Here is a 15,145-nt window from a genome sequence, read left to right as displayed (position 1 = left end):
GGCAAGCTTGTCCTCGTTGATCGCGAAGTACCAGACCTGTAAAACCTGCGCCTCCACCGGCAGCATACCGGTCGATGCCGGGTGTGCAAACCCGCTGCTTGGTGCCAACTTGACTGGCGTCTGGTGGACGGCAGCTTTCAGGAAATCTCAGGATTGCTTCCAATGGCTGAAATGGCGCACGAAGCTGTCGGCTGGGGCAGGGGACAGCCCGCATTTCATACATCGCAATCCCCATTTTTCACCGGCAGTTGCGCTTCAGGCCTGAGGATATAGGCGGGGAAACAGGTCTTCCAGCGTGGCGGCGGGAAAGCGGAGCGAGACCTTGCTTTTGGGGGTATCGGAACCGAGCAGACCGAGATCGAGCAAGTCTGCTAGCACACGGCGAGCGGATCGCTCCGGCAGGCCGGTAATGCGCTCAATTTCACCTCGCTCAAACTCACCGCGGAACAGCGCCTCTTCCAGAAGGCGCGCGGCCTCGCTCTTGAGCCTGGGATGACGCTCCACGTAGTGCCTTAGACGCCCGACCAGGTTGTCGAGGTCAAACAGTTCGCTCATAAAGGTGACCTGATCCAGACAGACCCGAAGGAACCAGAGGACGAAGTCCTTGAGCGCAGCTTCCGACAGGTTGCCGCGGCCATCGCGGTCACCCTGACGCGGCATATCGGCGTGGTCCATCATTCGCTTATATTCGCCACGGCTGTCGATGCCGCGCGCCAGGCCACGAGATATCGACCAGAGGCCATGCGCGCCAATGCCGGTAACGCCGGCCATGGCGTGGCTCATCAATCGGCTAACCCGCCCGTTCCCATCAGGGAAGGGATGGATGTAGTTGAACCGGTGGTGCGCCGAGGCAATTGCCATGATCTGCGCCGCTTTCCCCATACGATCAAATCGAAAGCGGCTTTCGAAATGTTGCATGAAGTCAGCGACGCGCTCGCTTGACGGCGGCACATGGCGTCTGACTGCAACGTCATGCTGGGGGCTGTGACGCCAAACACCAGGTTCCATGATGAACCGGCGGTCAGCGAACTGGATCGCCAGCATACTCTCGGGCGCATCATGATAGAACTGGCGGTGGAGCCACTGGACGAATTCCGCGGATGCGGGTGCGGGGAGCGATGCGGCCGCATTAAGCCTGTCGATCTCGAGCTGGACGCGCACATGAGCGGCGGCCTCCATCTGCAGATCGCGACGGCCCTGATCCTGATCAAACTGGCCAGCCAGAGCGCGTTCGATATCGCGGGGTCGCGTATCATGCCCTTCGATCAAGTTGCTATAGTAGGTGTTCATGATGCGGACCAAATCGGCCAGATTGGCCGCAGTGCGGGGATGCAGGGCTCGCCCTAGTGTCGCTGCAGCGGCTGACAGCTCAGCAATGACATCTGCGATCACCGCAGTAGGCTCCTCAAGCCGGGCAGGCTCAATCCTGGTGACGGTTTCGACTTCCATTTGGCCGATCCTGGAGAGAGGAAATGCCGGACTAATACATTACTATCCCTATAAGATATACCCGTGCGACCCATCATCTGGCCGATCTTGTGGCCGATCACTTGCTATAGGCCACTGAAGGCCACCGGGACCTGTAACCATACGGACAGCGGGGACATGGCACCCTCACGCCATACACCTCAAGTTCTGATTTCGCCCCTCTCCGTTGGATGTGAAAGTTGCACATACAAAGGCAGATCGCTGAAAGGATATCCAATGCGAGCCTGGATCATGTCAGACCTACACATCGACACCCGCGACGCTGCTGTTCTCTCCTCTCATCCAGAGGCTGAGGTGATCATCATGGCTGGCGATCCTTGCGATGGCGCTCACGATCCTTTCCCGTGGCTGCTGTCGACCTTACCGCAATCGACGCACTGAAGCTGGCCAATGTCAGGTCACCAGCAGCCATATAGCGCCAACCCAACTATAAGCAGCATCCCTGTGCCAGCGAGCACTAGGCCTGCAATCGACCAGGATTGCGTTATCCTTTTTCGTTTGAGCATTGCATCCCCCTCGGCGCGAGATGTCCAACACGTTAAACCCCGTATTAATGGGGCCTCTTTTTAGTAGAATTTGCGTGGCTATGCCAAGCGGAACGTGGCCACGGCGCTTGAGGTCAGCAGGTTTTCAGGTCAAACTGACATCGTTGACGTCCAACTTGCCCAGGGCTTTCCCTGGGTCTATTTTCGGGGCCCACTGTCGACAGCTATTACGGGTCGACTTTCGGCTTCTTGGTCCCCCGTGTGGCGACAGGTGCTGGCCCAGGCCTCCGGCCCAATCCGTTAGACTTTGCAAGGGCAGATCGTGTTGCCGCGTAATTGGGTGCAACCATAGGGTAGTCCGACGGAAGGCCCCATTTCGCTCGATATTCATCTGGCGTCATGCCGAGCACGCTTAGGTGCCGCTTGAGCGATTTGAACTTCTTTCCGTTATCCAGGCAGATAATGAAATCCGGGGTAATCGATCTTCTGATCGGCACGGCCGGCCTAAGCTGTTCCGCAACAGGCTGTACTTCGGCATCAGACAATGACCGCAGCGCCTGGTGCGTTTCAGCGATCAGTCTGGGCAAATCTGAGGGTGAAAGCGAGTTCTTCGAGACATACGCTGACACAATCTCTGCTACCTGCTCCAAACAATCGGCGTCCAGCAGGGCAGGTTCGGAAACATCATTCATTCAGTCGACTTTCTCAGGCAAGCGGCGAAAACTATCAGAGCTATCATGAAAACTAGCAGAGCTATCATAAAGTAGGGCTGTCATGATGGTTTGGCCAGCCAAAACGGATCGGCAGCGGTGGCAAACGCGGGTCCGCCTCAGTGCGCTGCGGCTCCAACTGACCCGACTGCGAAGTGGAAGCGGCAAAGCGGCTGGCAGGGCGTGATGTTCGATTGACAAACGCTGGTGGGGGAATGGGGTGCTATTTACCTCTGGCCAGGCGCGTGCGGACATGCTGTCGGTAAGCCTCTGGTGTTAGTATCTTCCGCATTTTGTGGCGGGTAGGCTAGGGGTTGTAAGCAGCAGACCACAGTAGAGCTGTTACCCCCGGCCATTTGGGTGCCGGGGGTAGTATTTATTTTTAGCGTTCAGCCTCGACAGCCAAAGCCACTATCCGAATTGTTAGAAAAATACTGCCGGGGGCACTTAGCGCAAAAACTGCGACCATGGCCCACACGGCGTTGGCAAAAAAGAGAGCAGTCAACGTCCAAACAACGATGGCAACCGCCAACCACAGATAGCCAGCTAATAAAATGATGGCAGGCAGGGCATGGAGAAATGCAAGCGGCGTAGACCGTCGTCGTGCGTCGGAGAGGTCGTTCATTTGATCACACAGCGTTTCGCCATGATCACTCAGGGTGATCATGGGTGGAGCAGGTAAAGTCGGGTTAATAATATCGCCTACAAGCGGTGATCTGGCGGGGCACAAGCCCAGAAACCAAGTTTAGGACGGCGAGCCTGGACTTGATCGGCGAGATCGGGTGTCGCTAGCAGAAAATGCCCTGCACACGGTATTGTCAGTAAACGGGGAGTGTCGGCACTATGGGGAACACCATGTTCCGTTGCAGAAGGCCCGCTTCTTAGAATGGCATGTTGTTCGCTTGCTGCGACAGGTTGGAGCAGTGCCTCCGCTTGGAAGATTCGCAGAGAGATTGGGGCATTCGTGCTTGAAGCGGGTGCTTGTGACGCAAAGAGTAGCAAGGCGCACACGGCCGCCAAGATTAGCCGAATTCTACTCATGCTTTGAAATGTCCATCAGCCAGCTCAAACCCCATTGCCCGTCTCGGTCGATGGTAGCCCGTGCATTGGTAGATATGGGAGCTGACTGCCAGCTGGCAACTAGGATTGCGCTATTATTCTGCGGCGGTGTGGCTTTGGCCGCCTCGATTACAACAACATGCTGGCGCTGGAGAAGAAACGAAGGTTTGGGTTGCGTCCGACCTGCACACCGATGCCGCTCCCTGGGGGCCCCAGGTGGTGCTAGACCACGATATTCTGGTTTTCGCAGGCGATGTGGGTGATCGCCCTGGATAGCTGTTCTCTGTCTCGCTGGTTCGCGTCGAGATGGCTCCGCAGGCGGATGTCGGTGTCGGTGGTCATCGTGATTTCCTCGGTCATGTGCCGTAAGTAGTGCACAGCAGAAAGACCGCCAGCTCATCTATCTGTTCATCCACCTCATCACTGCCCGGTGTGAGATGATCACAGATTTGCCGCAGCCTTCGTCTGTGCCCTACCCAGCGTCAGTCGGGCGATATGAGCTGCCCGGCGAGAAGCGGCGCGTAGGCTTCAAGCCGGCGGGACAGGAACTCGGTGAAGAGCCGCACGCGCTTGGTCTTGCGCGTCTCCCCCTGAGTGAGAAGCCAAACCGGTCCATAGAGCTGCAGGTCGGTATCCGGCACCCTCTCCAATAGGGGGTCGGTGTCTCCGACGAAACACGGAATCGCCGTGATGCCAATGCCTTGCCGCACCGCTGCGATCTGCCCTGCGAAGTCCGTGGTCCAGAACGGAGTCCCAGTGGTGCGAAGCTCTCCGGCGCGGGTCCAGTCCGGGACACCTTGACCGCTAATGCCGATCCACCTGGGATCCGTCCCGCCCGCCCGCCATTCGGCGAGTTGAGCGCCGGACATATAGAAGCCGCCGTAGAGCGCCGGGCCCTTGAGTCCGTAAAGATTGGGCGGCAGGGTCTCGCGATCATAGACAACGCGGATCGCGACGTCGGCCTCGCGGTTGGTCAGGTTTGCCAGCACGCCGGACGACAAGATTTCCATCTCGATGCCTGGATGCAGGCGCACAAAATCGGCCAGGTCCGGCATAAGCAGATGTGCCGCGAGGGGCGGCGGCAGCGTTACCCGCAGGAGCCCGCGCACGCTCTGGTCGCGCCCGAAGACGCGTGTTTCCAATTGCAGAGACGACGCTTCCATCTGGCCGGCAAACTCGAGGACCTCCTCACCTGCGGCCGTCAGGCGATAGCCGGAAGGCAGCCTGTCGAACATCTGAGTCCCGAGGCGCTCCTCGAGCTGGGCGATGCGTCGCAGCACGGTCGCGTGGTTCACGCCGAGGCGCTTGGCGGCTGCCCGCACGGAGCCCCCGCGCGCCGCGGCAAGAAAATAGCGAACGTCATCCCAGTCCGTCATGGTGCATTCCCGCGCCGTACGGTGCGGCTTCCCAGGTTCATTACCGCGCACTGAGCCCTATTTCTGCGCTCGCTGCAACGACCCATTGTCCGATCGGATCGTTTTCGCACCACCGATGTGCGCGGTTGGACACTGAGCGGCCGGCCGCGAAGAGCCTATGTCTTGGTTCTCAAAGCGACCTCTTCACTAGACCCAAATTGGCGAACCAAGGATGCACAACATGACCAGACTGAAGGACAAGACCGCCGTGATTACCGGTGGCGCAACCGGCATCGGCCTCGCCGCTGCAAAGCGCTTCGTTGCGGAGGGTGCCTTCGTCATCATCTTCGGCCGCCGACAGGAAGCTCTCGACGCTGCTTTGGCCAAGCTCGGGCCCAATGCCCGCGCGGTGCAGGGATCGGTATCCGATGAGGCAGACCTTGATCGGCTCTATGCGGCGGTAAAGGCCGAGCGCGGAGCCCTCGATATCGTGTTCGCCAATGCCGGGACGGGAAGCCAGCTTGCGCTCGGCAGGATCACCGCCGAGCACATTGACAACACCTTCGACACCAATGTGAAGGGGACGATTTTCACGGTCCAGAAGGCGCTGCCGCTGATGGGCCCAGGCGGTTCCATCATCCTGACCGGATCGAGTGCCGGCACGACGGGGGCCCCGGCCTTCAGCGCCTATGGCGCGAGCAAGGCCGCGGTGCGCAATCTCGCGCGGACCTGGGCGGAAGACCTCAAGGGAAGCGGCATTCGGGTAAACGTGCTGACGCCCGGGGCGGTAGCGACCGAACTCGCCAAGGCAGCGCTCGGCTCAGAGGGCCTGGCGGTCTACGGCGCGATGACTGCGCTCCAGCGCATGGGCGATCCGGCGGAAGTCGGAGCGGTGGCCGCCTTTCTCGCGTCGTCGGACAGCAGCTTCATGACCGGCAGCGAAGTCGCCGTGGATGGCGGCCTGGCGCAACTCTAACACCTATGCCCGGTCCATCCCTTTATTCGCTTCTGGACCGTCGGACGAGTTTAACCCAAGGAGAAATCTATGACCTACGCAATTATCGGCTTCGGCAGCATCGGCCAGGCGCTGGCCAAGGCATTTGCCCACAACGGCATCGAAGTCGCCGTTGCCACGACACGCGAGCCGGAGAGCTTTGCGGCTGACGCGGCGGCGCTTGGGCCCACTATCATCCCCAAAACGCTCACGGAAGCCGTCAAGGCGGACATAATCATTCTTGCCGTTCGTTTCGAGCGGCACCCGGACGTCGCGAAAGCGCTGCCCAGTTGGCAGGGCAAGACGGTGGTCGACGCGATGAATAGCAACCTTCCGCTTGAGGAGATGAACGGCCTGCTGTCCTCTGCCTTTGTCGCTCAGGCATTCAGCGGCGCCAAGCTCGTGAAGGGGTGGAACCACCTACTTGCAGCCACATTGGCGACTGATCCGGTCGTGGAAGGCGGCCACCGGGTGGTCTTCCTGTCGAGCGATGATGAGGACGCGATCCCGCCAGTGGCAGCCTTGGCCAGACAACTCAGGTTCGCGCCCGTGAACCTGGGAAAGCTCAACGAGGGTGGAGCACTGGTGCACGCACGCGGCCGCATCTGGGGCTCGTTGATCTTCATGGACCTGTTTAAAATGGAGCAGTAGTCGACCCAACTGTTTGCTCGACGCCAAGAACTGGTCGCGCGCTAATGCCCCGAGCAGCGCGCGGTCGACTAGGATATCAGATTGAACTCCTGCGGGCCCAGATCCATGACATCCTTTCAGCCGAAACCTCCTTGGTCCGCAGGGCCAGGAGGCAAAGCTCTCATGCCGAGTACATCGTGGTGAGCCGTCGGTGAGACTTAGGCGCCAAGTCCCGCTCCCCGCTAACCCGCAGGTAGCCAAGGTCAGCGAATCTTCGAGAGAAGTCTGAATGGTAATCTCATGCAACACGCTCCGCTGCTGGCCTGCTGTGTAACTATGCTATTCCCGGCAATGGCTATGGCTGATCCATGCCAATATTGCCGGAGCTGCCGCCCCTAGCCGCTCCATTTCCCTGCGCATCATTGCCGTTCGATCTTGGGCGGAGTGATTGAGACAGCGCTGCTGCGCATCCAGTTTTTTGTCCGTCGATGCTTGCTCCCGCGTCTCCGCACGAGACGACCTGGCTCGTACTGATGGTGGTCAACATGACGAGAATTGCGAAAAATCCAAAAAACCTGATTTCCGACTCTGAAAGGGAAGTCGGAGACGCTTCTGGTGACGGCTCTGATGGCGCACCAACGAACGCGTCCCTGTTCAGGCGACGCCCCACGGCGAGATGAGCACGGCAAGTACCCTGGCCCAGCTCTTGCGGGCGCAGGTGGCCGAGCCAGGCCAAAAGGCGATGAACAGGCTCCTGTGCGACACTGTAAAGCACCTCTGAAAACATGGCGGCATACAACCATGTTGCAGCTTAAGTCAGTCGCCGCGCTTTGACTGGCGCGATCTCAGATCTCACCCAGCCAGCTGACTGTTGGGCCGCGGGGGTCATGGGGACTGACAACTTACGCCCGAGACTAACGTCCGGGGCCCCAAGTCAGGTAACGGGCTACGCCACGACATGAATGCAATTATATTGATACAATGGGCTAATTATATTCATTATCCCTGATTGCGATGCGGTCCTAAAGTGGGGGGCAGGCAAGGGGCGGTTCTGGCATATGACAACGCCTCCTGCAAATAGCTGTCGGAGGATCAATTGAACATCACCGTCGCTGTGGCCACCGCGCCGAGACGCCCACTTTCACGCTGGCTGTTTTCCACCAACCATAAGGACATTGGCACGCTCTATCTGGCGTTCTCCATTATGGCGGGGGTGCTTGGGACGGGTCTGTCCTTCGCCATCCGGTTTGAACTGCAGCAGCCTGGGTTACAACTGTTTCAAAATAGCGATCTCTACAATGCAGTTGTTTCGGCGCATGGGTTGGTGATGATCTTTTTCGTGTTGATGCCGGCCCTGATCGGTGGCTTTGGCAACTGGTTTGTGCCCATCCTGATCGGGGCGCCCGACATGGCCTTTCCTCGCCTGAACAATGTCTCGTTCTGGTTGCTGGTCGCCTCGTTCCTGCTGTTCGTGATTTCGCTGTTCATCGATGGACCGGTGGGTTCGCCGGGCCATAGTGGCGGCTGGACACTGTATCCGCCGCTATCGACGACCGGCCAGCCAGGCCCGGCGGTCGATTTCGTCATTCTGTCGATTCACCTGTCAGGGGCCTCGTCGATCCTGGGCGCCATTAATTTCATCACCACCATCTTCAACATGCGAGCGCCGGGCATGACGTTGCACAAGATGCCGCTATTTGGGTGGGCGATGCTGGTGACAGCTTTCATGTTGCTGATGTCGCTGCCGGTGCTGGCCGGTGCCGTCACCATGCTGCTGACGGACCGCAATCTCGGCACCTCGTTCTTCAAGCCGGCCGAAGGCGGCGATCCGGTGTTGTATCAGCATCTGTTCTGGTTTTTCGGACATCCGGAAGTCTACATCATGATCCTGCCGGCGTTTGGCATCATCAGCCACATCGTCTCGACCTTCAGCCGCAAGCCGATCTTCGGCTATCTGGCGATGGTCTACGCCATGGTGACGATTGGGTTGGTAGGCTTCCTGGTTTGGGCTCATCACATGTTCACGTCCGGCCTGTCGCTGAATGTCCAAGGCTTCTTTATGACCGCGTCCATGGTGATAGCGGTGCCAACCGGCGTGAAGGTATTTTCATGGATCGCCACCATGTGGGGTGGCTCCATTGTGTTCCGCGCGCCAATGCTATGGGCCATCGGCTTCATTCTGCTGTTCACCATTGGCGGCGTTACCGGCGTGGTCCTCGCCAGTGCCGGTCTCGATCACAATCTGCACGATACCTATTACGTCATCGCTCATTTTCATTACGTGCTGTCGCTGGGGTCGGCTTTCGCCATCTTTGCGGCATTCTACTACTGGTTCCCCAAGATGAGCGGCTACCTTTACAATGAGGCATGGGCCAAAGCTCATTTCTGGCTGATGTTTATCGGCGTCAACATCGTGTTTTTTCCGCACCATTTCCTGGGCCTGGCCGGGATGCCACGCCGCTATGTTGACTATCCCGACGCATTTGCGGTGTGGAACCTGGTGTCCTCCATCGGCGCCTACATCTCGACCGCCGGCGTGCTGGTTTTCCTGGTCACTGTCGCCGAAGCGTTCGTGCGGCGGCGCGCAGCGCCTGACAATCCGTGGGGAGAGGGCGCGACAACACTGGAATGGACGCTGTCCTCACCCCCACCAGAGCATCAGTTCAGCACTCTGCCGGTCATTCCCTAACGCTGGCCCAGTCACCGAAAGGAGTTTGAGATGAACGAGATCGGTTTTATCGACTACCTCTTGATTGTAATTTCCGTGCTATATTCCTGGCGTGCGTTCCATGCCGCTCAGCCCCCGCCAGCAGGTGCCAAAACTCAGGCCACCCAACCGGTCCTGGAGTCCGACACACCAACTGGACGGTTGGATGCGCTGGCTCTGCCGGAAACCGAGAACGCGCTGGGCAGGACCTTAAAACGGATCGCGTTCGCCGCTCGTTATGCCAGTATTGGCGTCTTTCTTGATGGCGCCAAAAAGACTTATGAAACAGTCATTGAAGCCTTTGCCGCTGGTGATATCGCAGGCTGCCACCACCTGTTGTCAGTATCGATTCGAGACAGCTTCACGCAGGCCATCGCTGATCGCGCGGCGCGCGAAGAGACCGCCGAACTGGTGTTCATCGGGTTTCGTGCGGTTACCATTGTGGATGCCGGGCTGAACCAGGACTATGCCTGGATCGAGGTCAGGTTTGACGCCGACCTGGTCTCGGTCAACTACAATCGCGATGGTCGGGTCGTGTCTGGCGCGCCGGGTCAGGTGACCACTGCATCTGAAGTCTGGACGTTTGAGCGTGATCTACGGGGGCGTGGACCAGACTGGCTGCTCACGGCGACTGAGGATAATGCCTAGTTCGGCCGCAGATGCGCGTGCGCCGTGCTTTGCTATCAAGCGCATCTATGAGCCGGCTGAGGCCAGTGACGGTATTCGTGTGCTGGTGGATCGACTGTGGCCGCGTGGGGTGAGTAAGGAAGAGGCAGGGCTCGATCTCTGGCTGAAGGCGATCGCGCCCAGCCCGGACCTGCGCAAATGGTTTGGCCACGATCCTGCGCATTGGGAAGAGTTTGGCCACCGCTATCGTGCTGAACTGGCCGGGAATGCCGAAGTCATCGACCAGTTGCGCGGGATCGGCGGTCAGGTGACCCTGTTGTATGCCGCCCACGACCAGAGCCACAATCACGCTCTGATCTTGCTGGATTTTCTGCAGACTTCTGCGAAAGGTTCGTGATGCATCTCCCCCCTAGTCCAGCCTGCGACCTGCTGGGGAACGCTGTTCCCATTGTCCTGGCGGGGATGGGCGGCGTCGCCCGTTCCGAACTCGTGGCTGCCGTTACCGATGGCGGCGGGTTCGGATTTCTCGGCATGGTGCGCGAGCCCGCCGAACTGATCGAGCAGGAGGTCGAGCGCCTGCGTCAACTCGGCCACCACCGGTTTGGTGTGAACATCATACCCGCAGCCACTAATCCGATGCTGCTGGAGCACCAGGTTGCGGCCTGCATTCGTCTGGCGGTGCCGGTGGTCGGGACGTTCTGGGATCTCGACCAGCGGGTAACCCGGCGCCTGCGGGATGCAGGGATACTAGTGGTTCATCAGGTCGGGTCTGTAGATGAGGCGATCGAGGCCGCGCGGGCCGGGGTGGAGATCGTCATCGCGCAGGGCCGCGAGGCAGGTGGGCACGTGCGCGGGGTGCGGCCGCTTCGGGATCTGCTTCCTGACGTGGTCAGTGCCGTAAAAGTCCCTGTTCTTGCCGCCGGGGGATTGGCGACGGGTGGCGATCTGGTGACCGCGATGGCGCTGGGCGCCGCCGGCATCGTGTGCGGGACCGCCTTGATGGCGACCGAGGAAGCTTTTGCCCATGCGTACCACAAGCAGCGTTTGCTGGCCGCCGAGACCGACGATACTGTTTTAACCAGCAGCTTTCATATCAACTGGCCTGCGAGCGCGCCCGTCCGAGTTCTCAAGAGTGCGGTGACCAGCGGTGCGCGCGGTGATGCCTATGCGCCTGACAAGACCGTCATTGGCGCAGATGCGGGACGACCGATCTATCTGTTCAGCACGGACTCGCCCTTGCGCTCGACGACTGGCGACATCGAAGCCATGGCACTGTATGCCGGAACCGGCGTTGGCCATATCGCCGAGATCTGCGGGGCAGGGGATTGGCTGCGCAACATCGTTGCCGAGGCCGAAAATTTGCTCGCGCTTGAGTCCGACGTTGTGGAGGAAATCGAGGCCAGCTCGCCAGTCTGCTATGCCAATGAAATGCAGGGCGACTATACGGGCCTGATCAGCGGCGGCGAACTGGCCAGCGAACTTTGGCTGCTTACCGCCCAAATGCATGCAGCGCTTCGCGCCACATTGGCGTTGGGAACCGATACGGCGGCACCAAGCCAGCCGCCTTTCGCGCCCGGTGCCGTGCCATTTGCGAGTTGGGTGCTGCGCCTGAAGAAAATCGCCATCTCGGCCAGCCAGGGCAAGTCGCGTCATCCGATCGAATTGCGTCTGTCGCAGGCGGCGTCTGCGGACCCGATTTTGCATCACGCGCTGATCCTGCAAGGACTGGGTGCCCTGGTGCCCCGGGTTGCCGCATCCGAAATGCAGGGTCGACTGGTGCAACTGCGCAATTTCATCGAAAGCTCAGCGTGAGCATTGCGCTCACGCCGCTGGCGTGCTTGACCGAAAGCCGCGCCGCATATTGTCGATAAGGCCAGTTTCGGTGCGGCTCGAATAGACCATGTGGACCGAATAGGAGAATTCGGGTGCGTCAATGACGCGGTGCAAACGGCCGGCGTCAAGGTGCGGGCGCACCGCGCTGAGTCGAAAGTAGCCGGCACCCCCGACTCGCATCAAATAGAGCAGGGCAAGCGGCCCATGCGAGATGAACACGCCTGGGCTGACAATCTCCGGGAATGCCGCTTGATGGCTGGCCTGGAACGAGGGCCCCCAGTCAACTTGCACATAGTCCTCGGGCAGTCCGCGCGCACCGTCCTCGGCACTGGTCACCATAATCAGTTTTTCTTCGGTGAGCAGTTCAATCACGGTATAGCCACCCTGGGGTGGAGGATCATACAGCACTGCCAGGTCAAGCGTGCCATTGTGGACCGCCTCTAGCAGGCGCGATGGGATATCGACTTCGGCACGTAACGCAATATCGGGCGCTTCGCGTTTCATCCATGCCATCCAGTCGACCAGGATCGGGTTCCATAGGCTGATCTCTGCGCCGACGCTGGCGATGTCGACCCGGCCTTGCGGCAAGCCAACCTGCTGGCGCGCCCGATCCCACACCTGCACCAGTGTCCTGGCATGACGCACAAAACGCTCGCCAGCCGGCGTCAAACGGGCGCCGGACTTGTTACGGATAAAAAGGCGCCGCCCAAGTTGCTCCTCAAGCGCATGAACACGGGCACTTACCGCAGTCTGTGTTACGTTTAATCGGCCGGCTGCAGCAACAAAACTACCTGTTTCGGCAATCTCAAGGAAGGTCCTGGCTAGAGCGATGTCCACGATATTCCGATCACCAATCTTGATGTTACGAGACTATAACATTCTTGCGGCCGCTATTAAATCGGCTCCCAAAGGCGGCCAGGAAGCTGGCTGCAAGTTCATTGATGCGCTGAACCTGATCCTGCGACTGGTCAATATCGATGATGCCAAATCGCTTGCGTGCCAACCGGCCTCGACTACGCATTGCCAGCTCAATGGAGAAGAGCTGGCACGCGCCGGCGTCTCGGAGGATCTGGTGCGCATCTCGGTCGGCATCGAACATGTCGACGATATCATCGCCGATATCGAGCAGGCGCTTGCCAATGCTTGACTCCACGGCCGGCCCTTCGAGGGCCAGCGCCACTTTCTCGGGAACATTTCAGCCGATCGCCCATCCAATGAGTGAGCCAACGGATGAGGGCATCACGCCCAATCCGCGCTTCTTCACAGGAGATCAATGTGATCAGGAATACGATATTGGCGGCGCTTCTGGCTCTAGGCATGACCGGCGCCGCCACCGCCGATGACTCGCCCTTGACCGACGCACAGGTGGCTCACATCGCCTACACAGCCGGCCAGCTCGACATCACCGCAGCCGAGCAGGCCCTGGCCAAGAGCACCGACCCCGACGTTGTCGAGTTCGCCAAACTGATGGCCCGGGACCACAAGGCAGTGAACGACCAGGCACTGGCGCTAGTGGAAAAGCTGGGTGTCACCCCCGAGGATAATCCCACCAGCCAGGCCATGTCGGAAGCTGCCGAAGCCAAGGGGGCCGAACTTGCTGCCCTCGAGGGCGCAGCCTTCGACGCCGCGTATGTCGCCAATGAGATCGCCTACCACCAGACGGTGAACGAGGCACTCAAGGCCACGCTGATCCCGGCCGCGCACAATGCCGAGCTCAAGGCCTTGCTGGAAACTGGGCTCGTGCTGTTCACCGAGCATCGGGCCCATGCCGAGCATCTTTCGACTATGGTGCAATGAGCATGCGTCCCACCAAGTTGATGCCGCTGGCCGCACTGACGCTGATGCTCGTTCTTGTCAGTCCGGCAATTGCGGCCGATTATACTGTGGTGGTGGACGAGATGGTCTTCGGCGAGATGCCAGCCGAGCTGTATGTTGGAGACACCATCACCTGGAGGAACGACGACATGTTTCGGCACTCCGCCACGGCTGACGATCAGTCCTTCGACGTGGATCTCCCGGTCGGGGCCGAAAGTATCATGACTCTGACCGTCGCCGGCGAATGGAGCTTCATTTGTAAATTCCATCCGGGCATGACCGGGACCCTTGTGGTCCTGCCATGACGATGTGGTCGCCGGTTCACATCGGCGACCACACAAAATCTGTTATGAGGAGTGCTGATATGAGTATGCAGCAGGTTCGTCGGAACCAGGACAAATCGAGCCTATCCGATACGGCGCTGGTTGACCTCGCGCGCCGCCGTGACGAGCAGTCAATCCGCACGTTGATCCAACGACACAACCAACGTCTCTTCCGCGCGGCGCGCGCAATCCTGCGCAGTGACAGCGAGGCCGAGGACGTCGTGCAGGCAAGCTATGTCAAGGCATTCACCCATCTTGATGGTTTCAGAGGTGATGCAGCCTTTTCCACCTGGTTGACCCGCATTGCCCTGAACGAGGCCCTCGGCAGGGTGCGAGCCCATCGACCGAGTGTAGGAATCGAGCATATCGAAAAACAGCAAACGCAGATCGGCGGGGAAATCATCCCCTTTCCGATGGGCTCAATTCCAGATCCGGAGACGGAAATGTCCCGCAGCGAAATCCGCACCCTGCTTGAGCAGGCGGTCGATGAACTGCCTCCCCTCTTCCGGGCGGTCTTCGTCCTTCGCGACGTAGAGGGGCTTAATGTGGAAGAAACCGCCTACCACCTCGATTTGAAACCCGAAACGGTGCGCACTCGCCTCCACCGCGCAAGACGGCTGCTGAGAACGTCGATCGAGCGGCGGGCCCGAGGCAGCTTCTCCTCCTTGTTTCCTTTCGACGGGGCTCGGTGCGCCTCCATGGCCGACCGCGTAATGCAGAAGCTCTCAAGCGCGCAGTACTGAGACGATGGAGCCAGCTTGGACTTGGCGCTCGGTTTTTCGCCGCTCTGGACTAGAAACGGACGATTCTGACCGGCAGAGCCCGCCTCCGGGCGGTCGCTTCGCTATTCACTCAAATCTCAGGAGACCACCATGAGCAAGCTCTTCAAGAGCTGGCGCGGTGATCTCAAACCACCGTCCTGTACAGCCTGACCATCGACACCATTCCGTCCTTGCCCTGGCAGTAGACCCGGGCAGCGAGATTCGGCTTGTTGCCACTGCGTACCAGCTTCAGGCCAAGCGCAATCTCTGCCGCCGCCTCTGGGCACCAGGAAGTGACATGAATGTCGGGCCTGATTTCGTCCGTGGTCAGGTCAACCACTCGATACTGCACAATCAT

Annotated in this window: 16 protein-coding genes and 1 pseudogene; 11 read left to right on the top strand and 6 right to left on the bottom strand. The window is 59.6% G+C overall.

The features are described from left to right. On the top strand, positions 1 to 265 hold a 265-nt coding region (locus Q8O80_RS16680; protein WP_305581288.1), incomplete at its 5' end, for a hypothetical protein. Here the strand turns inward: Q8O80_RS16680 and Q8O80_RS16675 are convergent. The 4 genes from Q8O80_RS16675 to Q8O80_RS16660 all read right to left on the bottom strand — a co-directional run bounded on the left by Q8O80_RS16675 (position 256) and on the right by Q8O80_RS16660 (position 5,118). Then, the gene (locus tag Q8O80_RS16675; protein ID WP_305581286.1) at positions 256 to 1,449 is read right to left on the bottom strand and encodes a Fic family protein; all 1,194 of its coding nucleotides are present in this window, start codon (positions 1,447 to 1,449) and stop codon (positions 256 to 258) included. The two genes, Q8O80_RS16680 and Q8O80_RS16675, sit on opposite strands and share 10 nt — an antisense overlap. Before the next feature lie 751 nt (positions 1,450 to 2,200). Next, positions 2,201 to 2,665, bottom strand: a complete 465-nt coding sequence (locus tag Q8O80_RS16670) for a MucR family transcriptional regulator (protein WP_305581284.1) — start codon at positions 2,663 to 2,665, stop codon at positions 2,201 to 2,203. 400 nt (positions 2,666 to 3,065) lie between these two features. Beyond that, positions 3,066 to 3,350 carry a hypothetical protein gene (locus tag Q8O80_RS16665; RefSeq protein WP_305581282.1) on the bottom strand — a complete coding sequence of 95 codons (285 nt, stop codon included), beginning with the start codon at positions 3,348 to 3,350 and terminating at the stop codon, positions 3,066 to 3,068. An 874-nt stretch (positions 3,351 to 4,224) separates the two neighbouring features. Further along, positions 4,225 to 5,118 carry a LysR family transcriptional regulator gene (locus Q8O80_RS16660; RefSeq protein ID WP_305581279.1) on the bottom strand — a complete coding sequence of 298 codons (894 nt, stop codon included), beginning with the start codon at positions 5,116 to 5,118 and terminating at the stop codon, positions 4,225 to 4,227. Between the two features lie 220 nt (positions 5,119 to 5,338). Between Q8O80_RS16660 and Q8O80_RS16655 the strand changes: the two genes are divergently transcribed. The 6 genes from Q8O80_RS16655 (at position 5,339) to Q8O80_RS16630 (ending at position 11,867) form a co-directional block, all read left to right on the top strand. Then, on the top strand, positions 5,339 to 6,073 hold the full coding sequence (locus Q8O80_RS16655) for an SDR family NAD(P)-dependent oxidoreductase (RefSeq protein WP_305581277.1): 735 nt from the start codon (positions 5,339 to 5,341) through the stop codon (positions 6,071 to 6,073). Between the two features lie 69 nt (positions 6,074 to 6,142). Then, on the top strand, positions 6,143 to 6,742 hold the full coding sequence (locus Q8O80_RS16650; RefSeq protein WP_305581275.1) for an NADPH-dependent F420 reductase: 600 nt from the start codon (positions 6,143 to 6,145) through the stop codon (positions 6,740 to 6,742). Positions 6,743 to 7,817: 1,075 nt separating this feature from the next. Then, complete coding sequence (gene ctaD / locus Q8O80_RS16645; protein WP_305581273.1) at positions 7,818 to 9,410, top strand: cytochrome c oxidase subunit I; 1,593 nt, start codon at positions 7,818 to 7,820, stop codon at positions 9,408 to 9,410. A gap of 30 nt (positions 9,411 to 9,440) precedes the next feature. Beyond that, on the top strand, positions 9,441 to 10,076 hold the full coding sequence (locus Q8O80_RS16640) for a Tim44/TimA family putative adaptor protein (protein ID WP_305581271.1): 636 nt from the start codon (positions 9,441 to 9,443) through the stop codon (positions 10,074 to 10,076). Then, the gene (locus Q8O80_RS16635; RefSeq protein ID WP_305581269.1) at positions 10,069 to 10,452 is read left to right on the top strand and encodes a DUF488 domain-containing protein; all 384 of its coding nucleotides are present in this window, start codon (positions 10,069 to 10,071) and stop codon (positions 10,450 to 10,452) included. Before Q8O80_RS16640 ends, Q8O80_RS16635 begins: the two co-directional genes overlap by 8 nt. After that, positions 10,452 to 11,867, top strand: a complete 1,416-nt coding sequence (locus Q8O80_RS16630) for a nitronate monooxygenase family protein (protein ID WP_305581292.1) — start codon at positions 10,452 to 10,454, stop codon at positions 11,865 to 11,867. The genes Q8O80_RS16635 and Q8O80_RS16630 overlap by 1 nt, the downstream gene beginning before the upstream one ends. Positions 11,868 to 11,876: 9 nt before the next feature. Here the strand turns inward: Q8O80_RS16630 and Q8O80_RS16625 are convergent, their stop codons facing one another. Further along, on the bottom strand, positions 11,877 to 12,725 hold the full coding sequence (locus Q8O80_RS16625) for a LysR family transcriptional regulator (RefSeq protein WP_305581267.1): 849 nt from the start codon (positions 12,723 to 12,725) through the stop codon (positions 11,877 to 11,879). 70 nt (positions 12,726 to 12,795) lie between these two features. Between Q8O80_RS16625 and Q8O80_RS16620 the strand changes: the two are divergent. From Q8O80_RS16620 to Q8O80_RS16605, 4 genes and pseudogenes are all read left to right on the top strand, one after another. Further along, a pseudogene (locus tag Q8O80_RS16620) lies at positions 12,796 to 13,035 on the top strand (PLP-dependent transferase); the annotation flags it as partial. A 128-nt stretch (positions 13,036 to 13,163) separates the two neighbouring features. Next, positions 13,164 to 13,685, top strand: coding sequence for a DUF4142 domain-containing protein (locus Q8O80_RS16615; RefSeq protein WP_371136230.1), 522 nt, complete (start codon positions 13,164 to 13,166; stop codon positions 13,683 to 13,685). 2 nt (positions 13,686 to 13,687) lie between these two features. Continuing rightward, positions 13,688 to 14,008, top strand: coding sequence for a cupredoxin domain-containing protein (locus Q8O80_RS16610; protein WP_305581265.1), 321 nt, complete (start codon positions 13,688 to 13,690; stop codon positions 14,006 to 14,008). Between the two features lie 59 nt (positions 14,009 to 14,067). Beyond that, the gene (locus Q8O80_RS16605) at positions 14,068 to 14,769 is read left to right on the top strand and encodes an RNA polymerase sigma factor (RefSeq protein WP_305581263.1); all 702 of its coding nucleotides are present in this window, start codon (positions 14,068 to 14,070) and stop codon (positions 14,767 to 14,769) included. A 163-nt stretch (positions 14,770 to 14,932) separates the two neighbouring features. Here the strand turns inward: Q8O80_RS16605 and Q8O80_RS16600 are convergent. Beyond that, on the bottom strand, positions 14,933 to 15,145 hold a 213-nt coding region (locus Q8O80_RS16600), incomplete at its 5' end, for a hypothetical protein (RefSeq protein WP_305581261.1).

The sequence above is a fragment of the Devosia sp. genome (assembly GCF_030689745.1).
Classification (GTDB): domain Bacteria; phylum Pseudomonadota; class Alphaproteobacteria; order Rhizobiales; family Devosiaceae; genus Devosia; species Devosia alba.
The sequence above is the reverse complement of the archived record's forward strand: the minus strand, read 5'-3'. Positions and strand labels throughout refer to the sequence as shown.